Raw genomic sequence first — 18,020 nt, 5'->3', positions numbered from 1 at the left:
TTGGTCCCCGCATGCCGGCTTGTTGGTTAGCCAGTATACTGGTCTCTCGCACACAGCTTGGATGGGTATAAAAAACCCTACAATTCCATTTATTAGAATAATAGGGAATAAGACCTAGGTTGAATTATATCAAAATTTACAAGAATGTATAGTGATTTTTTGTTAAATATAGTCATTATATTGTTAAATTTGGTTCTTAAAACATAATGTGTTAACATTTTTCGTTAAAAAAAGTGAATGGAGAAGAAACGTTGGGAATGATTTGACATCAATCGAGGAATTAGACGAGTGTTGACATTCAGCCATTGAACAGGTAAATTTGGTATATATTCCCTTAAGATATTCTTTTGCCGGTGTTCCGATTCCTTGCACTTTGTAATAACTTAACATGATTACCTGACCAATTTCTGAAAGCCTGGTTGGAAACTGGCCACAGCGTCCGCACGGATGGCAGCCGACATAGTTTTGTATCACGCCTTCTTCTCTGCTCCTCCTCATCAAACCGTACGTGAGGTTTTCCCTTATACACTATCCGATGTCTTCACTCATTTACATGAAGATTACAATAGCGTTCTGAATCCGAGTTGAACGGGCAATGATTTCACTTCGCGCAATAAGCTCCTTCATCGTGCGCATTGTTGCTGCTTGGCATACCATTTTGTGAGTCGCTGAAGGATGTACCAGTCACGTTTAATCACCTTTCTTTATTGTTCAAATGATCTCATATGCCCGATCTGCATCCTGCTTGAGGATATATTGGCACTTACGAGTTGCGAATGTTCATGACTCTCTTTAAGAAGTTGATTCCATTCGTGCACGAAGAATATTTCAAATGTGAGAATTACAAAAAGATACTCTTCCTAAGGTACTCTATAATCTGGTGAATTTTCGTTCAATGAATGACCGCAATTTATAATGCAAAAACACAAATAAGATGGTTCTAATATTCAGAACCACCCTCCTGAAACATCAAAAAAGTCCTGACGACTTAGAGTCATCAGGACCATTATTTTGTTCATACTTTATTAGTTTACTGAATCTATTGATTAACCCATTTATCCATGTCATTGGACATTAGTTCGTGTAGTTCCATACTTTTGTTAATGGTTCTATACTTATTTATCATTGGACAATAAACTAATTTGTACAGAATACCTTACTCAACCGTTACACTTTTCGCCAGGTTACGTGGTTTATCCACATCATGACCCAGTGCCAGGGAAGCATAGTATGCCAGCAATTGCAGAGCAACTACAGACAAAGCAGGGCTAAGCAGTGGCAACGTCTTAGGAATCGCAAACGCTTGGTCTACGGATTTCAGCAATGGTGCTACGTGCTCTTCGTACGTAATTGCCAATACATCTGCGCCACGTGCTTTTACTTCCTTAATGTTGCTCACTGTTTTCTCAAGTACGTTCTCCTGCGTTGCCAGGGCAATAACAGGGATACCGTCTTCGATCAATGCAAGCGTACCGTGTTTCAACTCACCCGCAGCATACGCTTCGGAGTGAATATAAGAAATCTCTTTCAGCTTCAAAGATCCTTCTTGAGCTACTGCATAGTCAAGACCACGACCAATGAAGAAGAGATGTTCATGTTTGGAGATTTGCTCTGCATACCCTTTGATTGCCTCCGCTTGCTCCAACATGGATTCCACTTGCTCAGGCAATGCTTGCATTGCTGCCAGCGTGTGTGCAATCTCTTCTGCAGATTGAGTACCACGAACTTGTGCAAGGTACAGACCAAGCAAGTTGAAAGCAATCAACTGCGAAGTATACGCTTTGGTAGAAGCTACTGCAATCTCAGGACCTGCCAATGTTGCGATAACATCATCTGCATCACGTGCAATGGAGCTACCCACTACATTTGTGATTGCCAGTACATGTGCACCATTGGATTGTGCTTCACGCAATGCAGCAAGCGTATCGGCAGTTTCACCGGATTGGCTCACTACGATTACAAGTGTATCTTTGTGCACGATTGGGGAACGGTAACGGTACTCGGAAGCCACATCTGTTTCAACCGGAATACGTACCAATTGCTCAATCACTGTACGTCCAACCAGACCTGCATGGTACGCTGTACCACATGCAATGATTTGAACGTTACGGATATTTTTAATTTGTTCTTCAGTCATTTTCAACTCAGGAAGTTGAACTTTTTTGCCTTCATTATCGATGCGACCCAGCATAGTATCACGATATGCTTTTGGTTGCTCATGAATTTCTTTCAGCATGAAGTGCTCAAATCCGCCTTTTTCTGCGGTTACAGCATCCCAATCGACACGAATCATTTCCCGAGAAATAAAGTTGCCTTCAATCGTCATCAATTCGACAGCATCATGTGTCAAAACAGCCATTTCACCATCATTCAGAATGTACACGTTACGTGTATGTTCCAGAATTGCAGGGATGTCGGAACCAATGAAGTTCTCGCCTTCACCAATACCAATAATCAATGGGCTTGCTTGACGCACAGCTACGAGTTTCTCAGGCTCATGCTCTGTCAATACACCCAGTGCAAATGCGCCACGCAACAACGTGATCACTTTTTGTACTGTTTTGACGATATCACCATTGTATTCACGTGCGATCAGGTGAGAGATAACCTCAGTATCTGTCTCGGAAGTGAACGTGTGACCTTGAGCCATCAATTCGTCCTTCAGATCCAGGTAGTTCTCAATAATACCGTTATGCACAACAGAGAACTTCTGGCTTCCATCCGTGTGTGGATGAGAGTTCTCATCCGATGGTTTACCATGAGTTGCCCAACGTGTGTGTCCGATTCCGGCATTACCTACCAGAGGTGCACCATCCAGCTTGGCTTCAAGGTTCGCAAGACGACCAAGAGCTTTCGTGATTTGCAGACCTTCCGGTGTAAATACCGCGATACCTGCAGAATCATAACCACGATACTCGAGTTTCTTCAATCCTTCGACCAATACCGATTGAGTGTTCTTATTACCAATATATCCAACAATACCGCACATAGTTTATTTCCTCCGTTTGTATATGAATACTGTGTCACGAAGAGAAACAGGCAGAGGCGGCATATCGGAAAAATGAGTGATTGCCTAGCGTTTCATGAATACTTGGGACTTATTCAATTATCAATGATCAGAGCGACCTCGTGTCGCCCCGCAGTCATCATAAGCTGTTATGAATGCAATCATGAATGTACATCATTTTCCCGTCCGCGTACTGTTTACGCTCTTCACGCACATTCATTTGAATTTTAATTTAACTCTTGCACCTGCACCGGCGCGTTGTGTGGACAGTCACCTATCCATTTTCCGCAATCCGGTTTACGGCTCTGGTGCTTCACCGGGAGGTCCCCGCCGAACAATCCGAACACCTCCACCTCGTCAGCTTGATTGCCGTTGATCTTAATCAGCCGTTCTTCAACCCGAAGAAATCCTGATCAACATCATCCCGCGCAACTCCAAGCTCTGGCGCTTGTGTAACTGTAACCTTACGTTCCTCACTTTCTGTGTCTGAATGACGACTCCACTCATTATATGCACGTCAGGTCCATTTTGCAATGGAGCAAAGTACCTGTGACAATTTTAGCATATTTACCTACAATCCCGACCGGATAAACGGACCTATGGTCTCATCAGGCCGGGACGCAGGAATATCCATGCATAAGTCCTAAATCATATTATATTAAGCCTCGTTCTAAACAACAATTCCCTTAAGAGAACCGTACGCAGAAGGTATCTCTTACATCTTCCAGTCCTATACCAGTTCTTTTTGCACTACATCTGCGATTTGAGACACAAATTGTTCAAGTTCGTTTTTATCTGGTCCTTCCGCCATAACACGGATAAGAGATTCAGTACCTGAAGCACGAACGAGTACACGTCCATTATCACCGAGTTGTTGTTCTACTGTAGCAATAGCTTGCTCGATTGCAGCATTGCCCTCGTATTTGCTCTTATCTTCAACACGCACATTCACCAATACTTGTGGGTACTGGGTCATTAGCGCTTTTAGTTCACTCAGTTTTTTACCGGAAGCCTTGAGCGTATCCACGAGTTGAATCGCAGTCAGCATACCGTCTCCAGTTGTATTGTAATCCAGGAAAATAACATGGCCAGATTGTTCTCCACCCAAGTTGTAACCGCCGCGACGCATTTCCTCCATCACATAACGGTCACCTACTGCCGTTTTAGCTGTTTTCAGTGCAAGTTTCTCCGTTGCTTTGTAGAATCCGATGTTACTCATAACGGTCGATACAACGGTACTGTCCTTCAACTTGCCTGCACGATTCATCGCATCACCGCAGATACACAGAATGAAGTCTCCATCCACCTCAGCGCCTGTCTCATCAATAGCAATAAGACGATCCGCATCCCCGTCAAAAGCAAGACCCAGATCTGCCTTATGTTTGAGCACTTCTTGTTTCAGGTTCTCTGGATGAGTTGATCCACATTGCTCATTAATATTCAGGCCGTTAGGCTCAGCGCCAATGGCAATGACTTCTGCACCTAGTTCACTGAACAATTTTGGTGCCAGTTCATAAGCTGCTCCGTTTGCACAGTCCAAAACAATTTTAAGTCCAGAGAACGATTCATTTACAGTCGTTTTCAGGAAATCAAGGTAACGATAACGGGATTCTTCATCTGTCGTTACAGTACCCAGCCCGCCACCAACTGGCCGTGGCAATTGATCTGTCTCCGCATCCATCAGTTCTTCAATCCGGTTCTCTGTTTCATCAGACAGCTTGAAGCCATCTCCACCAAAGAACTTGATTCCGTTATCCTCAACCGGATTGTGGGAAGCCGAGATCATCACGCCCGCGTCAGCTTTCAACAAACGTGCAATATACGCCACTCCCGGAGTGGATACAACGCCCAGACGGATCACATCAGCGCCAATGGACAACAGGCCTGCAACCAGTGCGGATTCCAACATCAATCCCGAGATACGAGTATCCATGCCGATAACCACTTTTGGTCTTTCCACACCACCTGCAAGCACGTAACCACCACAACGTCCAATGCTGTAAGCCAGCTCTGCCGTTAACTCTTTATTGGCAACCCCTCTTACACCGTCTGTACCAAAATATTTCCCCATGATTTAACTCCTTCTATTCGCATCATATACGAGCACTATTATTATTTTTTGAGAATTTTAAAATTAGAACGTTTACGGATTCGCGCCACTTTTACTGCCAGTACCGCTGTTATTATTATTTAAATTACCTCGACTGCTTGTGCTCCCCTGTTGACCCTGATCCTGAGTATCCGTATTCGATTCCGTTTCTTCTTCATCAGGAACAGGCTCCGTTTCCCCATTTTCGACCTCGGCTGGTGAAGGGTCAGGTGCTACCGTTCCCTCTTCAGTCGGATCTTCGCTAGGAGTAGTTGTGGTGTCTTCAGCCTTTTCGCTAATTTTGACCGTTGCACTCAGAGCATTGGATGATTCATCCAGTTTGGCATAACGGGGCAGGTCGGCTTCAAGCTTGATCTCATGCGTTCCGACCGCAAGTCCAGTGAGATCCCCGGTCAACGTGAGATCATCACTACTTAGACCCTCAAGCATACTAGCTGAGCCTGTGAGTGTAAGGTTCAGACCGCCGCTTCTAGGCGTAACCAGCGTCCCTTCCAGTCCATTCCCCGCACCGGTAAGTGTGATGGGGACGTTCGGAAAGACTTTGGTTGTCTCCTCTGCCTCGTCAAATGGTGATATGGTTACCTTGATCTGAATCGAACTAGGCTCGATTTTCTCAAAACCGGAAGGCGGCGTCAAGTCCACGTTAACTGTCGATGTACCCGACTGATCAAACTGTGTAAGATCAAGGGTTACTTGGTCGTAGGCCTGTATACCCGCAAGCGCATCCTCTGATCCATAAACCGAGACTTCTTTCACGCTTGGCTCTACCGTGGAGAGTACCAGGCCTTCCGGAAGCTGTCCCGAATATTTGATTCTTAAGGGTACAGATGTATAGGGCTGATTGACCGGAACTCGGACTTCAACCGTTTGAGGCGTTATAATCGCATTTTCAAGGACCTTGCCTTCAGCATCGTATGCTTGAAGTTTCACTTTTTTCTGTATGACATCTTCCTTGGCATCTTTCACGCTCACACTGCCCTGAACCTTCGCTACAGCCTCGAGTTGTCCTTCGGGCAGAGTTACCTTAACCGGCGTCGAAGGTTCAATTACGGGCGTTCCAGCGCTGTATCCGGCGGATGGTTCCCCTTCGGGTACAATATTCACATTGAAGGATTTGGTGCCCAATTTTTCTACATTCACCGTAACCATGGAAGGTTCCATGCTGACCACTTCTACCCCGGAAGGCAAATCAGGTACAAGTGGCAGTGTATTGGACCCATCTTTCACCTGACTCAGATCGACCAGTACTTTGTAATCGTCATTCGTAAAAATTGATGTTAGCATCGAGCGCTGTCCTTTGATCTCCAGCCGGACCTCATCCGTACTTAATGAAGTAAGCACATAGCTGTTGCTGTCTAATCCATAAGGTTGAACAGGCACCGTACGTTCCACAACCTTGTTGGTTGTCCCTGTTGTAATCGTAGGGGTGGTTGGTACTTCATCCAGATGAATCATGAACCAGAGCAGCAGGCTCACCGCAAGCGCAAGTATTTTGGCAAAGTTATTATTGTTAAACCACTTATCCATTGTTACGTCCTCCCTTCCGTTTCCAGAAGGTTGTCCAGCCACTCTTTTTCAGATTGGATGTAGGGCGCAACTCCTCATACAGTTTGGCAATCAGCGATTCTTCCTTAATATCACGAACGACCTGTCCATTCATTGCAAGTGACACTTGTCCTGTCTCCTCAGAGACAACCAAACAGATCGCATCTGCAACTTCGGTAATCCCGATTGCTGCACGGTGACGTGTTCCCAGTTCCTTACTGATAAAAGGATTCTCCGATAATGGCAAATAACAAGCTGCCGCCGAAATCTGTTTTCCCTGTATAATAACGGCTCCATCATGGAGCGGTGTATTTGGAATAAAGATGTTAATCATCAGCTCCGAGCTGACCAGAGATTGCATCTTAATGCCCGATTCCGTGTAATCGTTCAGACCCGTTTCACGTTCAAATACGACCAATGCGCCAATTTTACGCCGTGACAAATAATTAACTGACTTAATAATCTCACCAATTAAAACCGTTAATTCTTCATCACTCGCTGCCGCTGAACGTCCAAACAGCTTACCGCGTCCCAATTGCTCCAGACCACGACGCAGTTCCGGCTGAAAGATAATGAACACCGCAACAACACCAAACGTAAACATCTGGTTCATTAACCATTTGAGCGTATACAGGTTTAGCCACGTACTTAATGCCCAGATCAGCACAAGGAACAGAATTCCTTTCAGGAGCTGAACCGCACGTGTCCCTCGCACAAGCAAAATCAGTTTGTACATAATATAGGTAACGATCAATATATCGATAACGTCCTTAATGGACTCTGTCCACGTTAAGTCAGCAAAATAATTCATAAGCCAGCCCCCGCTATCCCCATTGATGAGTAAACCCTGATCTCATATTAACCCATTAGGATTTTATATAATCCTTTGTCTCCGCATTTCTGCATCATTCAATTTGTGCAAAATGCGTATCTATATGTAGTAGTATGTTCTCTTTAGTATCTAGGTTATAACGTTAACGTTCAGGTTGCAAGTTACGGCAGTCTCAAACTGCACATAAACATCACATTTACCATGAATTACAAAGTTTGCGTATAAAAAAAGAGTACCCCATGCAATCTGGAGGTACCCTGCTTGGTATATACCATTGAAGATTTTACCCTGTTCTAGCGATAAGCCACTTCATTTACCATATTGGTTATTTTGTACCAGAACCAGTCCAGCGCCTGATCAATACTTTTCACCTGACCTGAAATATGCGCCGTTGAAGCCTGAAACAGTTGTCCGTCGATAACCGTCAGATTGCCGTTCACATCACCATATACTTGTGCGGTTCCATTTTCTATCGTAAGATCGCCAGCAATTGACTTACCTTCAGGAACAATAACCGTGTTACCCTGAATCACGATCTGGTCCAGATTATTTCCCTTAACAACCATTTCGTTATTCTGATTCCAGAAATTCAAGGCGCTAAAGAGCATCACGACCAAAAAGAAGGCTGCCGCCGTCAGCGCGGGATGTCCTTTGACCCATTTGAGCCATGCTTGCTGTCTCTTGGGCTGGGGCAGAGCATTCATAATTCGATTGGTCAGCTCATCAGAGGCAGACGGTGAATAGTGTTTCATGGCAAAGAGTAACATTTCCGTCTGTTCCAACTCTTTAAAGCGCATGCGACAATCCGGACAGATCACAAGGTGACTTTTCAGTTCAACCTTCTGGGCCGGGGACAACGACTCATCCAAACATTCATGCATTAAAGAGACGGCCGAGTTGCAATCCATATGAGAGCCAATCCTTTCTTAAATCACTTAGTCCATGTGCCATTAAAAAGCACGCATAAGACTTGCATACATTACATACGCATCCGTTTCGGATATGTTTCAAATAATTTCGCCCATATTTAAAGGCGTTTAACATTTATAACTTATACTCCAATTTTTTACGTAGAAAATCACGGCCCCGATGAACGCGTGTCTTGATCGTTGTTACGGGCATACCTGTCACGTCACTGATTTCCTGTAGCGACAAGTCCTGTAAATATCTCAGAATCATAACGGACTTATACTTGGCTGGCAAACTGTCAATGGCCTCACGAATGAGTGTCTGCGTTTCTGACAGGAGCGCTTCACTCTCCGGTGTACGATCATCACTCGGGAGCATCGCATAACCATCAGATCCTTCCTGGTCATTCAGTTCAGCATCCAAAGAGTATGAAGGTTTCTTTCTGCGCAGTCGGTCAATACACAGATTTGTCGCGATCCGGTAGATCCAGGTTGAGAACTTCTGGTTCGGATCGTACTTCTCCATATTACGAAACACACGCAAAAACGTCTCCTGCACAACGTCTTCAGCTTCATGACGATTGTTCAGCATCCGGTATGCCAAATGAAATAGCTTGTCCTTATATAGTTCAACGATTTCTGCGAAGGCTCTCTGGTCGCCCTTGAGCACCAGTTTCACAAGCCTGTTCTCCAAATTGTCCACCCTTATTCCCCCAGACATGCTGATGGGTCTTCCGTCTTCTGATACCCGTCCACACTTGTAATTCACCAATCAAATCGTAAATCAACTTTGGTCAAAAATCAAGACTGTATGACAAATATCCGCCAAAAACAGTAAAAACGGGAACTCCCGCAGGAGTCCCGTTTCATCTCTCACTCCGTAGAGCAGAGAATGGAGCTTTTTAGTTAACAAAGTAATGAGTACTTTGTTACATATGAATTATTCATATGCATCAGTTCAGGCATCAACCTGTATTACGCAGGCCTGCAGCAATACCGTTGATAGTCAACAACACTTCTCTAAGCAGCTCCGTATCGTCCTCACCACGTTCACGCATATCTCTGAGCTCGCTCAGAAGTTGAACCTGCATGTAGGACAACGGATCTACATAAGGGTTACGAAGACGAATGGATTCTTGAATAACCGGTACATCATCCAGAATTTCAGCTTCTCCGGTAATTTTCAGAATCAGCTCTTTTGTGAGCTTGAATTCGGCTTCGATCTGACCGTATATGCGATCACGGGCTTCCTTGTTCGAAGTCATTGCTGAATATTCTTTGGCAATCACCAGATCTGCCTTGGCTACGGCCATCTGTACCGTATCAATTAATGTACGGAAGAATGGGAAGCTTGCATACATTTCTTTCAGGACAATTAGATTTTCCTCTTTATCCTGATAGTAACTTTGCAATCCTGTTCCTGCCGCGTACCATGCCGGAAGCAGATATCGACTTTGAGTCCATGCGAATACCCAAGGGATCGCTCTCAGATCTTCAAACTTATCGCTATTTTTACGCTTGGATGGACGGGAACCAATATTCAGTTCACCAACCTCCGGAAGCGGCGTTGATTCTTTGAAGAAGGTAAAGAAGTCTGGATCACGGAAAATCAGGTCCTGATATTTCGTCAGAGATACTTCCGAAATCTCTTTGATGATGCTGTCCCAATGGCGCTCGGATGCTGACTCCTGAGGCTCTAGCCCATTAAGTGCTGCTGTAATCAAAGCCGAAGTTGCTTGCTCCAGACTGCGGTATGCAATCCCCTGAAGGGAATAACGGGAAGAAATAACCTCTCCCTGCTCCGTAATCTTGATGCCTCCACCAATGGTATGCGGTGGTTGAGCAAGAATACTGCGGTTGAGTGGCATGCCGCCACGTCCAAGAGCCCCGCCACGTCCATGGAAGAACTTCAGCTTAACGCCGTGTTCATTACCTACAGCCGTGATGGCATTCATTGCTACGCGCAGTTCCCAGTTGGCTGTAACCACTCCGCCATCCTTGTTACTGTCTGAATAACCAAGCATGATTTCATGCAGTTCATTCCGTCCTTTTACGCTTGCGCGGTATACAGGAAGGTTGAACAGCTTCTCCATAATGTCCGAAGCCGCATGTAGATCATCAATCGTTTCAAACAGCGGTACCGCTTGAAGTGTAGATACAACGTCACCGTTGTGACCTTTGGTGAATAAGCCCACTTCCTTGGCAAATACCATAACCTCAAGCAAATCACTTGCGCCCTGCGTCATACTGATCAGGTAACTTGTGATACAGCCGTCCCCAAATTCGTTCTGGGCACGTTTAATGGTACGGAAGACATCCAGACACTCTTTGGTTCCCTCCGTGTATTGGTGATAAGGAGAAGTAAGCGGACGTGGATCATCCAGCAAACGAGCAAGCAGATCGATTTTACCGTCTTCAGTCAGACGCGCATAATCCTCTACAATGTTCATTTTCGCCAAAATCTCCGACATCGCATTTTCATGTTCCTTACTGTGCTGACGCACATCCAATGCTGCGGTATGGAAACCAAACAACTCGACTTGACGAATCATTTTGCGAATGGTCGTATCTGCTACGTAATCGGCAAAATGATGGCGCAGACTTCGATCAATAATCATCAGTTCATCAATCAAATCCTGTGCGCTATGATAACGGTCAGGCTGACCTAATTTGTTCTCATCCAGTACATTGTTCAGCTTGGCAATCATATAGGCCAATTTGATGCGGTATGGCTCTTTTTCATTCCGCCAGATATCCACTTTTTTCAATGTAACAGATTTACGGTCCTGCTCAATCGACTGCACCAGCTCATCCGATACATGGATGATGTTTGTGCTGAAGCTGAGATGGCCCATAAGTTCAATCATAATCCGTTGGTATTCTCGCAAAGCGAGCTTGCGTTGCATCAACAGCGTCTGCCATGTTACATCTGAAGTTACCGAAGGATTTCCATCCCGGTCTCCACCGATCCAGGAACCGAACCGCAAATACGTCGGCACGTGCCAGTCATGGTCAGGATAAAATTTGTTCAGGCAGCGTTCCAGCTCCTGATACACATCCGGAAGTACGTGGAACAACGTTTCATGAAAGTAATACATCCCGTTCCGCACTTCATCGAGTACAGTCGGTTTACGGTCGCGAAGTTCATCTGTCTGCCAGAGTGTAATAACCTCATTCAGCAGTTTCTCACGCAACTGTTCACGTTCACGCAACGTCAGCGTAGGATTATCAAGTGACATGACATCTTCGGATATCCGCTTGTGGATGTCCAGAATAACCCGGCGCATGGCTTCGGTTGGGTGAGCTGTCATGACGAGTTCCAACGACAAATCATCGAGAATCTCTTCCACCTCTGTATGAGACAGTCCACGTTCCTTAAGATCCTGTACTGCTTTCTCAATCGATCCTGGCTGCACAGCGTCCCCTGCAGAACGTTCATAATCCCGTTTACGCCGGATCCGATGGTTTTGTTCAGCAATATTAACTAATTGAAAATAAATAGCGAAAGCCCGAATAACCTGGTGACGATTGTCCGAGTCTAATTCCTGGATCATCGTTTTGAACTCTGCATAGAGTTCTGGCAGAAATTCTGCACGCAACGATTTGCTCGTTTCCCGAATCTTCTCAACGATATCTAGAAGCTCCGTGCCGCCTTGATGGACAAGAACTTCTCCGAGTATATTGCCCAGGAACCGCACGTCTCGCCGAAGCAGGTTGTTGGATTGGCTTTTGCTGGCGGTTACCATAGTTTCAGTCATGCTTATCCTCCCATCTGATCGTTCCATTCGTACACGTAAATTTGACACCTTCATAACATCATACAATAAAATGGTACGAAAATCTTTATTTTTCTACTAGAAAAAATGGGGATTATCCCCGATTTACAGCACAAAAACACGCTTTTTTATTCATTTTCTTGTTCTGCTTCAATTAATGGTCATATACTGTCGCATGATACCTTTTTCACGTACTTTAGATAAATCAAAAGTCTCATACCTATTCTTAAAAACTCATAAATATACAGTTCTTTTAGATATGATCCCATGTACCTGATTGTAAGGTTAAACCGCATAATTTCATTGTTTGAGAACAGATGATATACAAAGAAACATGACCGGCAAAGCAAGCTTTTGTATACTTTACCACAGTGACGCAATAAATTAAAGATGTAATTATAAATTTCTTCCCACTACAAGTCTGCTTATTAGGGGAGGCTCTTATGTGTGTTCCTAACCTACTGTAATTGTAGGGATATCTTAACAGACCATTTCTACATAATGTTCTTAGCTTTTTGGGCAGATTAATCTATAGCTCTAACCAAAAAGGAGGAATTTAAATGATGAAGAAAGGTACAACAATTATTGCTTCCGTGCTTCTGGTGGCCGCGATGGCTGGCCCTGCTGCAGCTGATGGTCAAATGTCCAAAGGAATGGATACCAACACCAATGGATCACGTGTCCGGTCTTATCAGGACACCAACTACATGGATCGCACAAACACCAACCTGAATATGGATGGAAACTACCGCAACAATGGTGACTATCGTACCAACAGTGTTCGTGCAAACGCCACAACAACCGACCGTGATAACGGCATGGATTGGGGCTGGCTCGGTTTGCTGGGACTGCTTGGATTAGCGGGCATGCGTAGAAGAGTGACGGATCACAACGAACGTTAAATTGTACTCACGTCACGTTACAATAGCTGCTACGTCTTAGAAGCAGCTCATCCACAGAGATAAACAGAAGAGCCAAGACCTCCCTATTTGGATTGCAAAGGGGTCTTGGCTCTTTTTGAATAAACCTGCACTGTACCTTACATAAAATATTATATAAAATAACTGCTAATTATTACGTTAATAAAAATAAAAAAACCTCTGCATCTGCAAAGGCTCTTTCATTATATCCTGTAAGCGGGTGATGGGAATCGAACCCACGCTATTAGCTTGGAAGGCTAAAGTTCTACCATTGAACTACACCCGCATAAACAAAAAAATCGGGATGACACGATTTGAACATGCGACCCCCTGGTCCCAAACCAGGTGCTCTACCAAGCTGAGCTACATCCCGATACTAAAAAAATAATGGCGCGCCCTGAGAGATTCGAACTCCCGGCCTTTTGATTCGTAGTCAAACGCTCTATCCAGCTGAGCTAAGGGCGCAAAATATTGGAGCGGAAGACGGGAATCGAACCCGCGACCCTCGCCTTGGCAAGGCGATGCTCTACCGCTGAGCCACTTCCGCAAATAAAGGATGCGCGTGGAGGGACTTGAACCCCCACGTCAAAGACGCTAGATCCTAAGTCTAGTGCGTCTGCCAATTCCGCCACACGCGCATATGATGGTGAGTCATGAAGGGCTCGAACCTTCGACACCCTGATTAAAAGTCAGGTGCTCTACCAACTGAGCTAATGACTCATACTAAAATGGCTGGGGATATAGGATTTGAACCTATGCATGACGGAGTCAAAGTCCGTTGCCTTACCGCTTGGCTAATCCCCAATAAAAAATATGGTGGAGGCTGAGGGGATCGAACCCCCGACCCTCTGCTTGTAAGGCAGATGCTCTCCCAGCTGAGCTAAGCCTCCAACTATATGACCCGTAGGGGATTCGAACCCCTGTTACCTCCGTGAAAGGGAGGTGTCTTAACCCCTTGACCAACGGGCCCCATTTCCAAAGCTCTCAACCGGGATCGAACCGGTGACCTCATCCTTACCATGGATGCACTCTACCTACTGAGCTATGAGAGCAAATGGCTCCCCGAACAGGGCTCGAACCTGTGACAACTCGATTAACAGTCGAGTGCTCTACCAACTGAGCTATCAGGGAATAATATGCATTTGCAGGGCAAATGCAATTCATCGTACAACGTCCACATGCAGAGCCTGTTTTCTATGTATGATGAAAGAGTTCGCTTGGCGGCGTCCTACTCTCCCAGGACCCTGCGGTCCAAGTACCATCGGCGCTAGAGGGCTTAACGGTCGTGTTCGGGATGGGTACGTGTGGAACCCCTCCGCCATCGCCACCAAACGCGTAGCTTACATTTCAGAGTGTTGTTCTCTGAAAACTAGATTCGAAACGAAACACGCGATTTAGAACTTGCTATTGGATAAGCCCTCGACCGATTAGTACTGGTCAGCTCCATGCATTGCTGCACTTCCACCCCCAGCCTATCTACCTCGTCGTCTTCAAGGGGTCTTACATACTGGGAAATCTCATCTTGAGGGGGGCTTCACGCTTAGATGCTTTCAGCGTTTATCCCGTCCGTACATAGCTACCCAGCGGTGCTCCTGGCGGAACAACTGGTACACCAGCGGTACGTCCATCCCGGTCCTCTCGTACTAAGGACAGCTCCTCTCAAATTTCCTACGCCCACGACAGATAGGGACCGAACTGTCTCACGACGTTCTGAACCCAGCTCGCGTACCGCTTTAATGGGCGAACAGCCCAACCCTTGGGACCTACTTCAGCCCCAGGATGCGATGAGCCGACATCGAGGTGCCAAACCTCCCCGTCGATGTGGACTCTTGGGGGAGATAAGCCTGTTATCCCCAGGGTAGCTTTTATCCGTTGAGCGATGGCCCTTCCATGCGGTACCACCGGATCACTAAGCCCGACTTTCGTCCCTGCTCGACTTGTAGGTCTCGCAGTCAAGCTCCCTTATGCCTTTGCACTCTTCGAATGATTTCCAACCATTCTGAGGGAACCTTTGGGCGCCTCCGTTACTCTTTAGGAGGCGACCGCCCCAGTCAAACTGCCCACCTGACACTGTCCCCGCACCGGATTACGGTACCAGGTTAGAACCTAGATACGATCAGGGTGGTATCCCAACGTTGCCTCCATGGAAGCTTGCGCTCCCACTTCAAAGGCTCCCACCTATCCTGTACAGATCGTACCCAAATTCAATATCAAGCTGCAGTAAAGCTCCATGGGGTCTTTCCGTCTTGTCGCGGGTAACCTGCATCTTCACAGGTATTAAAATTTCACCGGATCTCTCGTTGAGACAGCGCCCAAGTCGTTACGCCATTCGTGCGGGTCAGAATTTACCTGACAAGGAATTTCGCTACCTTAGGACCGTTATAGTTACGGCCGCCGTTTACTGGGGCTTCGGTTCACAGCTTCGGGATTGCTCCCTAACCACTCCCCTTAACCTTCCAGCACCGGGCAGGCGTCAGCCCGTATACTTCGCCTTACGGCTTCGCACAGACCTGTGTTTTTGCTAAACAGTCGCTTGGGCCTTTTCACTGCGGCCCCCTCGTGCTATTCACACTACCGGGGCACCCCTTCTCCCGAAGTTACGGGGTCATTTTGCCGAGTTCCTTAACGAGAGTTCTTCCGCGCGCCTTAGAATACTCTTCTCGCCTACCTGTGTCGGTTTGCGGTACGGGCACCATCACCTGGCTAGAGGCTTTTCTTGGCAGTGTGAGATCATGACCTTCGCTACTACAATTTTCGCTCCCCATCACAGCTCAGCCTTACAATGTGCGGATTTGCCTACACATCAGCCTCACTGCTTAGACGGACATCCATCAGTCCGCGTCACTACCCTACTGCGTCCCCCCATTGCTCATAACGGCTTACGGTGGTACAGGAATTTCGACCTGTTGTCCTTCGACTACGCCTTTCGGCCTCGCCTTAGGTCCCGACTTACCCTGAGCGGACGAGCCTTCCTCAGGAACCCTTAGGCTTTCGGCGGATCAGATTCTCACTGATCTTTTCGTTACTCATACCGGCATTCTCACTTGTATAATGTCCAGCGCTCCTTACGGTACACCTTCAACCCTTATACAACGCTCCCCTACCCCTGATGCAAAGCATCAAGCCATAGCTTCGGTGGTGTGTTTAGCCCCGTTACATTTTCGGCGCAGAGTCACTCGACCAGTGAGCTATTACGCACTCTTTCAATGGTGGCTGCTTCTAAGCCAACATCCTGGTTGTCTGTGCAACTCCACATCCTTTCCCACTTAACACACACTTGGGGACCTTAGCTGATGGTCTGGGCTGTTTCCCTTTTGACAATGGATCTTAGCACTCACTGTCTGACTCCCGGAAGTAAGTCTATGGCATTCGGAGTTTGACTGAGCTTGGTAACCCTTGCGGGCCCCGCACCCAATCAGTGCTCTACCTCCACGACTCTGTTTTCCGAGGCTAGCCCTAAAGCTATTTCGGGGAGAACCAGCTATCTCCGAGTTCGATTGGAATTTCTCCGCTACCCCCACCTCATCCCCGCATTTTTCAACATGCGTGGGTTCGGGCCTCCAGTGCGTGTTACCGCACCTTCACCCTGGACAGGGGTAGATCACCCGGTTTCGGGTCTACGTCCACGTACTAATTCGCCCTATTCAGACTCGCTTTCGCTGCGGCTCCGGCTCTTCACCTTAACCTTGCACGGGAACGTAACTCGCCGGTTCATTCTACAAAAGGCACGCCATCACCCCTAAAACGGGCTCTGACTTTTTGTAAGCACACGGTTTCAGGTTCTATTTCACTCCCCTTCCGGGGTGCTTTTCACCTTTCCCTCACGGTACTGCTTCACTATCGGTCGCTAGGAAGTATTTAGCCTTGGCAGATGGTCCTGCCGGATTCATACGGGGTTTCACGTGCCCCGCACTACTCGGGATCCGTCTCGGAGGGAACAGACTTTCAACTACAGGGCTTTTACCTTCTTTGGCGGGCCTTTCCAGACCTCTTCGCTTAACCGGTTCCTTTGTAACTCCATGTGAGACGTCCCACAACCCCAAAGAGCAAGCTCTCTGGTTTGGGCTTCTCCGCGTTCGCTCGCCGCTACTGACGGAATCACTATTGTTTTCTCTTCCTCAGGGTACTTAGATGTTTCAGTTCCCCTGGTATGCCTCTACATAACCTATGTATTCAGTTATGAGTAACTGGAAATTACCCCAGCTGGGTTTCCCCATTCGGACACCCCCGGATCAAAGCTTGCTTACAGCTCCCCGAGGCAGTTTCGTTGTTCGCCACGTCCTTCATCGGCTCCTAGCGCCTAGGCATCCTCCGTGTGCTCTTAGTAGCTTAACCATATCGCTCGTGTTCGAGCTGTCACTCCGCTTGGTTTGCTTGCGCAAATCCAAAAGTCGTTCCATTTCGATCACTCGCTCATGCAATCTACCTTATAAAAACACTTCACTTGTTTACACAAGATCAGCTTAAAGGAATGTTCTAATTCGCGTTTGTTTCGTTTCGATATCTAGTTTTCAAAGAACAAACTTGTAAAACATTTTTGGTGGAGCCAAGCGGGATCGAACCGCTGACCTCCTGCTTGCAAGGCAGGCGCTCTCCCAGCTGAGCTATGGCCCCATATAAAGTTTAAAGGTATAGATGGTGGGCCCTGGTGGACTCGAACCACCGGCCTCACCCTTATCAGAGGTGCGCTCTAACCAACTGAGCTAAGGGCCCACATTACATATACTATTTGAACCCAAAATGGGTTACGCTTGGCGGCGTTCTACTCTCCCAGGACCCTGCGGTCCAAGTACCATTGACGCTGAAGGGCTTAACGGTCGTGTTCGGGATGGGAACGTGTGGAACCCCTTCGCTATCGCCACCAAACGTTTGAGAGTTTGAGCTCTCAAAACTGAGCAACGAGTGAGTTGCTTGTGCTCTTC

8 protein-coding genes, 13 tRNA genes and 3 rRNA genes are annotated in these 18,020 nt (G+C 46.6%); 1 reads left to right on the top strand and 23 read right to left on the bottom strand.

The window, feature by feature from the left end; genetic code table 11:
* Window positions 1–1,156: 1,156 nt before the first annotated feature.
* The 7 genes from glmS to ppc all read right to left on the bottom strand — a co-directional run bounded on the left by glmS (window position 1,157) and on the right by ppc (window position 12,160).
* A complete protein-coding gene (gene glmS / locus MHI14_RS03825) occupies window positions 1,157–2,989 on the bottom strand; it encodes a glutamine--fructose-6-phosphate transaminase (isomerizing) (protein ID WP_076217241.1) in 1,833 nt (610 codons plus the stop codon).
* Between the two features lie 748 nt (window positions 2,990–3,737).
* Complete coding sequence (gene glmM, locus MHI14_RS03820; protein ID WP_133387215.1) at window positions 3,738–5,078, bottom strand: phosphoglucosamine mutase; 1,341 nt, start codon at window positions 5,076–5,078, stop codon at window positions 3,738–3,740.
* A 72-nt stretch (window positions 5,079–5,150) separates the two neighbouring features.
* Window positions 5,151–6,644, bottom strand: coding sequence for a CdaR family protein (locus tag MHI14_RS03815; protein WP_341129900.1), 1,494 nt, complete (start codon window positions 6,642–6,644; stop codon window positions 5,151–5,153).
* Entirely contained in the window at window positions 6,637–7,473 is an 837-nt protein-coding gene (gene cdaA / locus MHI14_RS03810) for a diadenylate cyclase CdaA (RefSeq protein WP_289390448.1), read from the bottom strand. Before cdaA ends, MHI14_RS03815 begins: the two co-directional genes overlap by 8 nt.
* 314 nt (window positions 7,474–7,787) lie before the next feature.
* The gene (locus tag MHI14_RS03805; RefSeq protein ID WP_036614042.1) at window positions 7,788–8,402 is read right to left on the bottom strand and encodes a zf-HC2 domain-containing protein; all 615 of its coding nucleotides are present in this window, start codon (window positions 8,400–8,402) and stop codon (window positions 7,788–7,790) included.
* A gap of 136 nt (window positions 8,403–8,538) precedes the next feature.
* Window positions 8,539–9,105: an RNA polymerase sigma factor SigW gene (gene sigW, locus MHI14_RS03800; protein ID WP_017692117.1), complete on the bottom strand. Its 567-nt coding sequence runs from the start codon at window positions 9,103–9,105 to the stop codon at window positions 8,539–8,541.
* 262 nt (window positions 9,106–9,367) lie between these two features.
* A complete protein-coding gene (gene ppc / locus MHI14_RS03795) occupies window positions 9,368–12,160 on the bottom strand; it encodes a phosphoenolpyruvate carboxylase (protein ID WP_341129899.1) in 2,793 nt (930 codons plus the stop codon).
* 578 nt (window positions 12,161–12,738) lie between these two features.
* Between ppc and MHI14_RS03790 the strand changes: the two genes are divergently transcribed.
* Window positions 12,739–13,080: a WGxxGxxG family protein gene (locus MHI14_RS03790; protein WP_091038383.1), complete on the top strand. Its 342-nt coding sequence runs from the start codon at window positions 12,739–12,741 to the stop codon at window positions 13,078–13,080.
* Window positions 13,081–13,313: 233 nt separating this feature from the next.
* On the opposite strand, the gene MHI14_RS03785 is transcribed toward MHI14_RS03790, so the two are convergent.
* The 16 genes from MHI14_RS03785 to rrf (MHI14_RS03710) all read right to left on the bottom strand — a co-directional run bounded on the left by MHI14_RS03785 (window position 13,314) and on the right by rrf (MHI14_RS03710) (window position 17,964).
* Window positions 13,314–13,384 (bottom strand) — tRNA-Gly (locus tag MHI14_RS03785).
* Between the two features lie 13 nt (window positions 13,385–13,397).
* Window positions 13,398–13,471 (bottom strand) — tRNA-Pro (locus MHI14_RS03780).
* Window positions 13,472–13,486: 15 nt separating this feature from the next.
* Window positions 13,487–13,563 (bottom strand) — tRNA-Arg (locus MHI14_RS03775).
* Between the two features lie 7 nt (window positions 13,564–13,570).
* Window positions 13,571–13,645 (bottom strand) — tRNA-Gly (locus MHI14_RS03770).
* Window positions 13,646–13,655: 10 nt separating this feature from the next.
* A tRNA-Leu gene (locus MHI14_RS03765) sits at window positions 13,656–13,736 on the bottom strand.
* Window positions 13,737–13,742: 6 nt separating this feature from the next.
* Window positions 13,743–13,818: transfer RNA gene (locus tag MHI14_RS03760), tRNA-Lys, on the bottom strand.
* Window positions 13,819–13,827: 9 nt separating this feature from the next.
* Window positions 13,828–13,902, bottom strand: a tRNA-Gln gene (locus MHI14_RS03755).
* A 10-nt stretch (window positions 13,903–13,912) separates the two neighbouring features.
* Window positions 13,913–13,988, bottom strand: a tRNA-Val gene (locus tag MHI14_RS03750).
* Window positions 13,989–13,995: 7 nt separating this feature from the next.
* A tRNA-Glu gene (locus MHI14_RS03745) sits at window positions 13,996–14,067 on the bottom strand.
* Between the two features lie 10 nt (window positions 14,068–14,077).
* Window positions 14,078–14,150, bottom strand: a tRNA-Thr gene (locus tag MHI14_RS03740).
* Window positions 14,151–14,153: 3 nt separating this feature from the next.
* Window positions 14,154–14,229 (bottom strand) — tRNA-Asn (locus MHI14_RS03735).
* Window positions 14,230–14,313: 84 nt separating this feature from the next.
* Window positions 14,314–14,430 (bottom strand): 5S ribosomal RNA (gene rrf, locus MHI14_RS03730).
* A gap of 75 nt (window positions 14,431–14,505) precedes the next feature.
* Window positions 14,506–17,433, bottom strand: a 23S ribosomal RNA gene (locus MHI14_RS03725).
* Between the two features lie 203 nt (window positions 17,434–17,636).
* Window positions 17,637–17,712: transfer RNA gene (locus MHI14_RS03720), tRNA-Ala, on the bottom strand.
* A gap of 22 nt (window positions 17,713–17,734) precedes the next feature.
* Window positions 17,735–17,811, bottom strand: a tRNA-Ile gene (locus MHI14_RS03715).
* 36 nt (window positions 17,812–17,847) lie between these two features.
* Window positions 17,848–17,964 (bottom strand): 5S ribosomal RNA (gene rrf / locus MHI14_RS03710).
* Window positions 17,965–18,020 lie beyond the last annotated feature (56 nt).

This window comes from Paenibacillus sp. FSL K6-2393, from assembly GCF_038002545.1.
Classification (GTDB): Bacteria; Bacillota; Bacilli; order Paenibacillales; family Paenibacillaceae; genus Paenibacillus.
The sequence above is the reverse complement of the archived record's forward strand: the minus strand, read 5'-3'. Positions and strand labels throughout refer to the sequence as shown.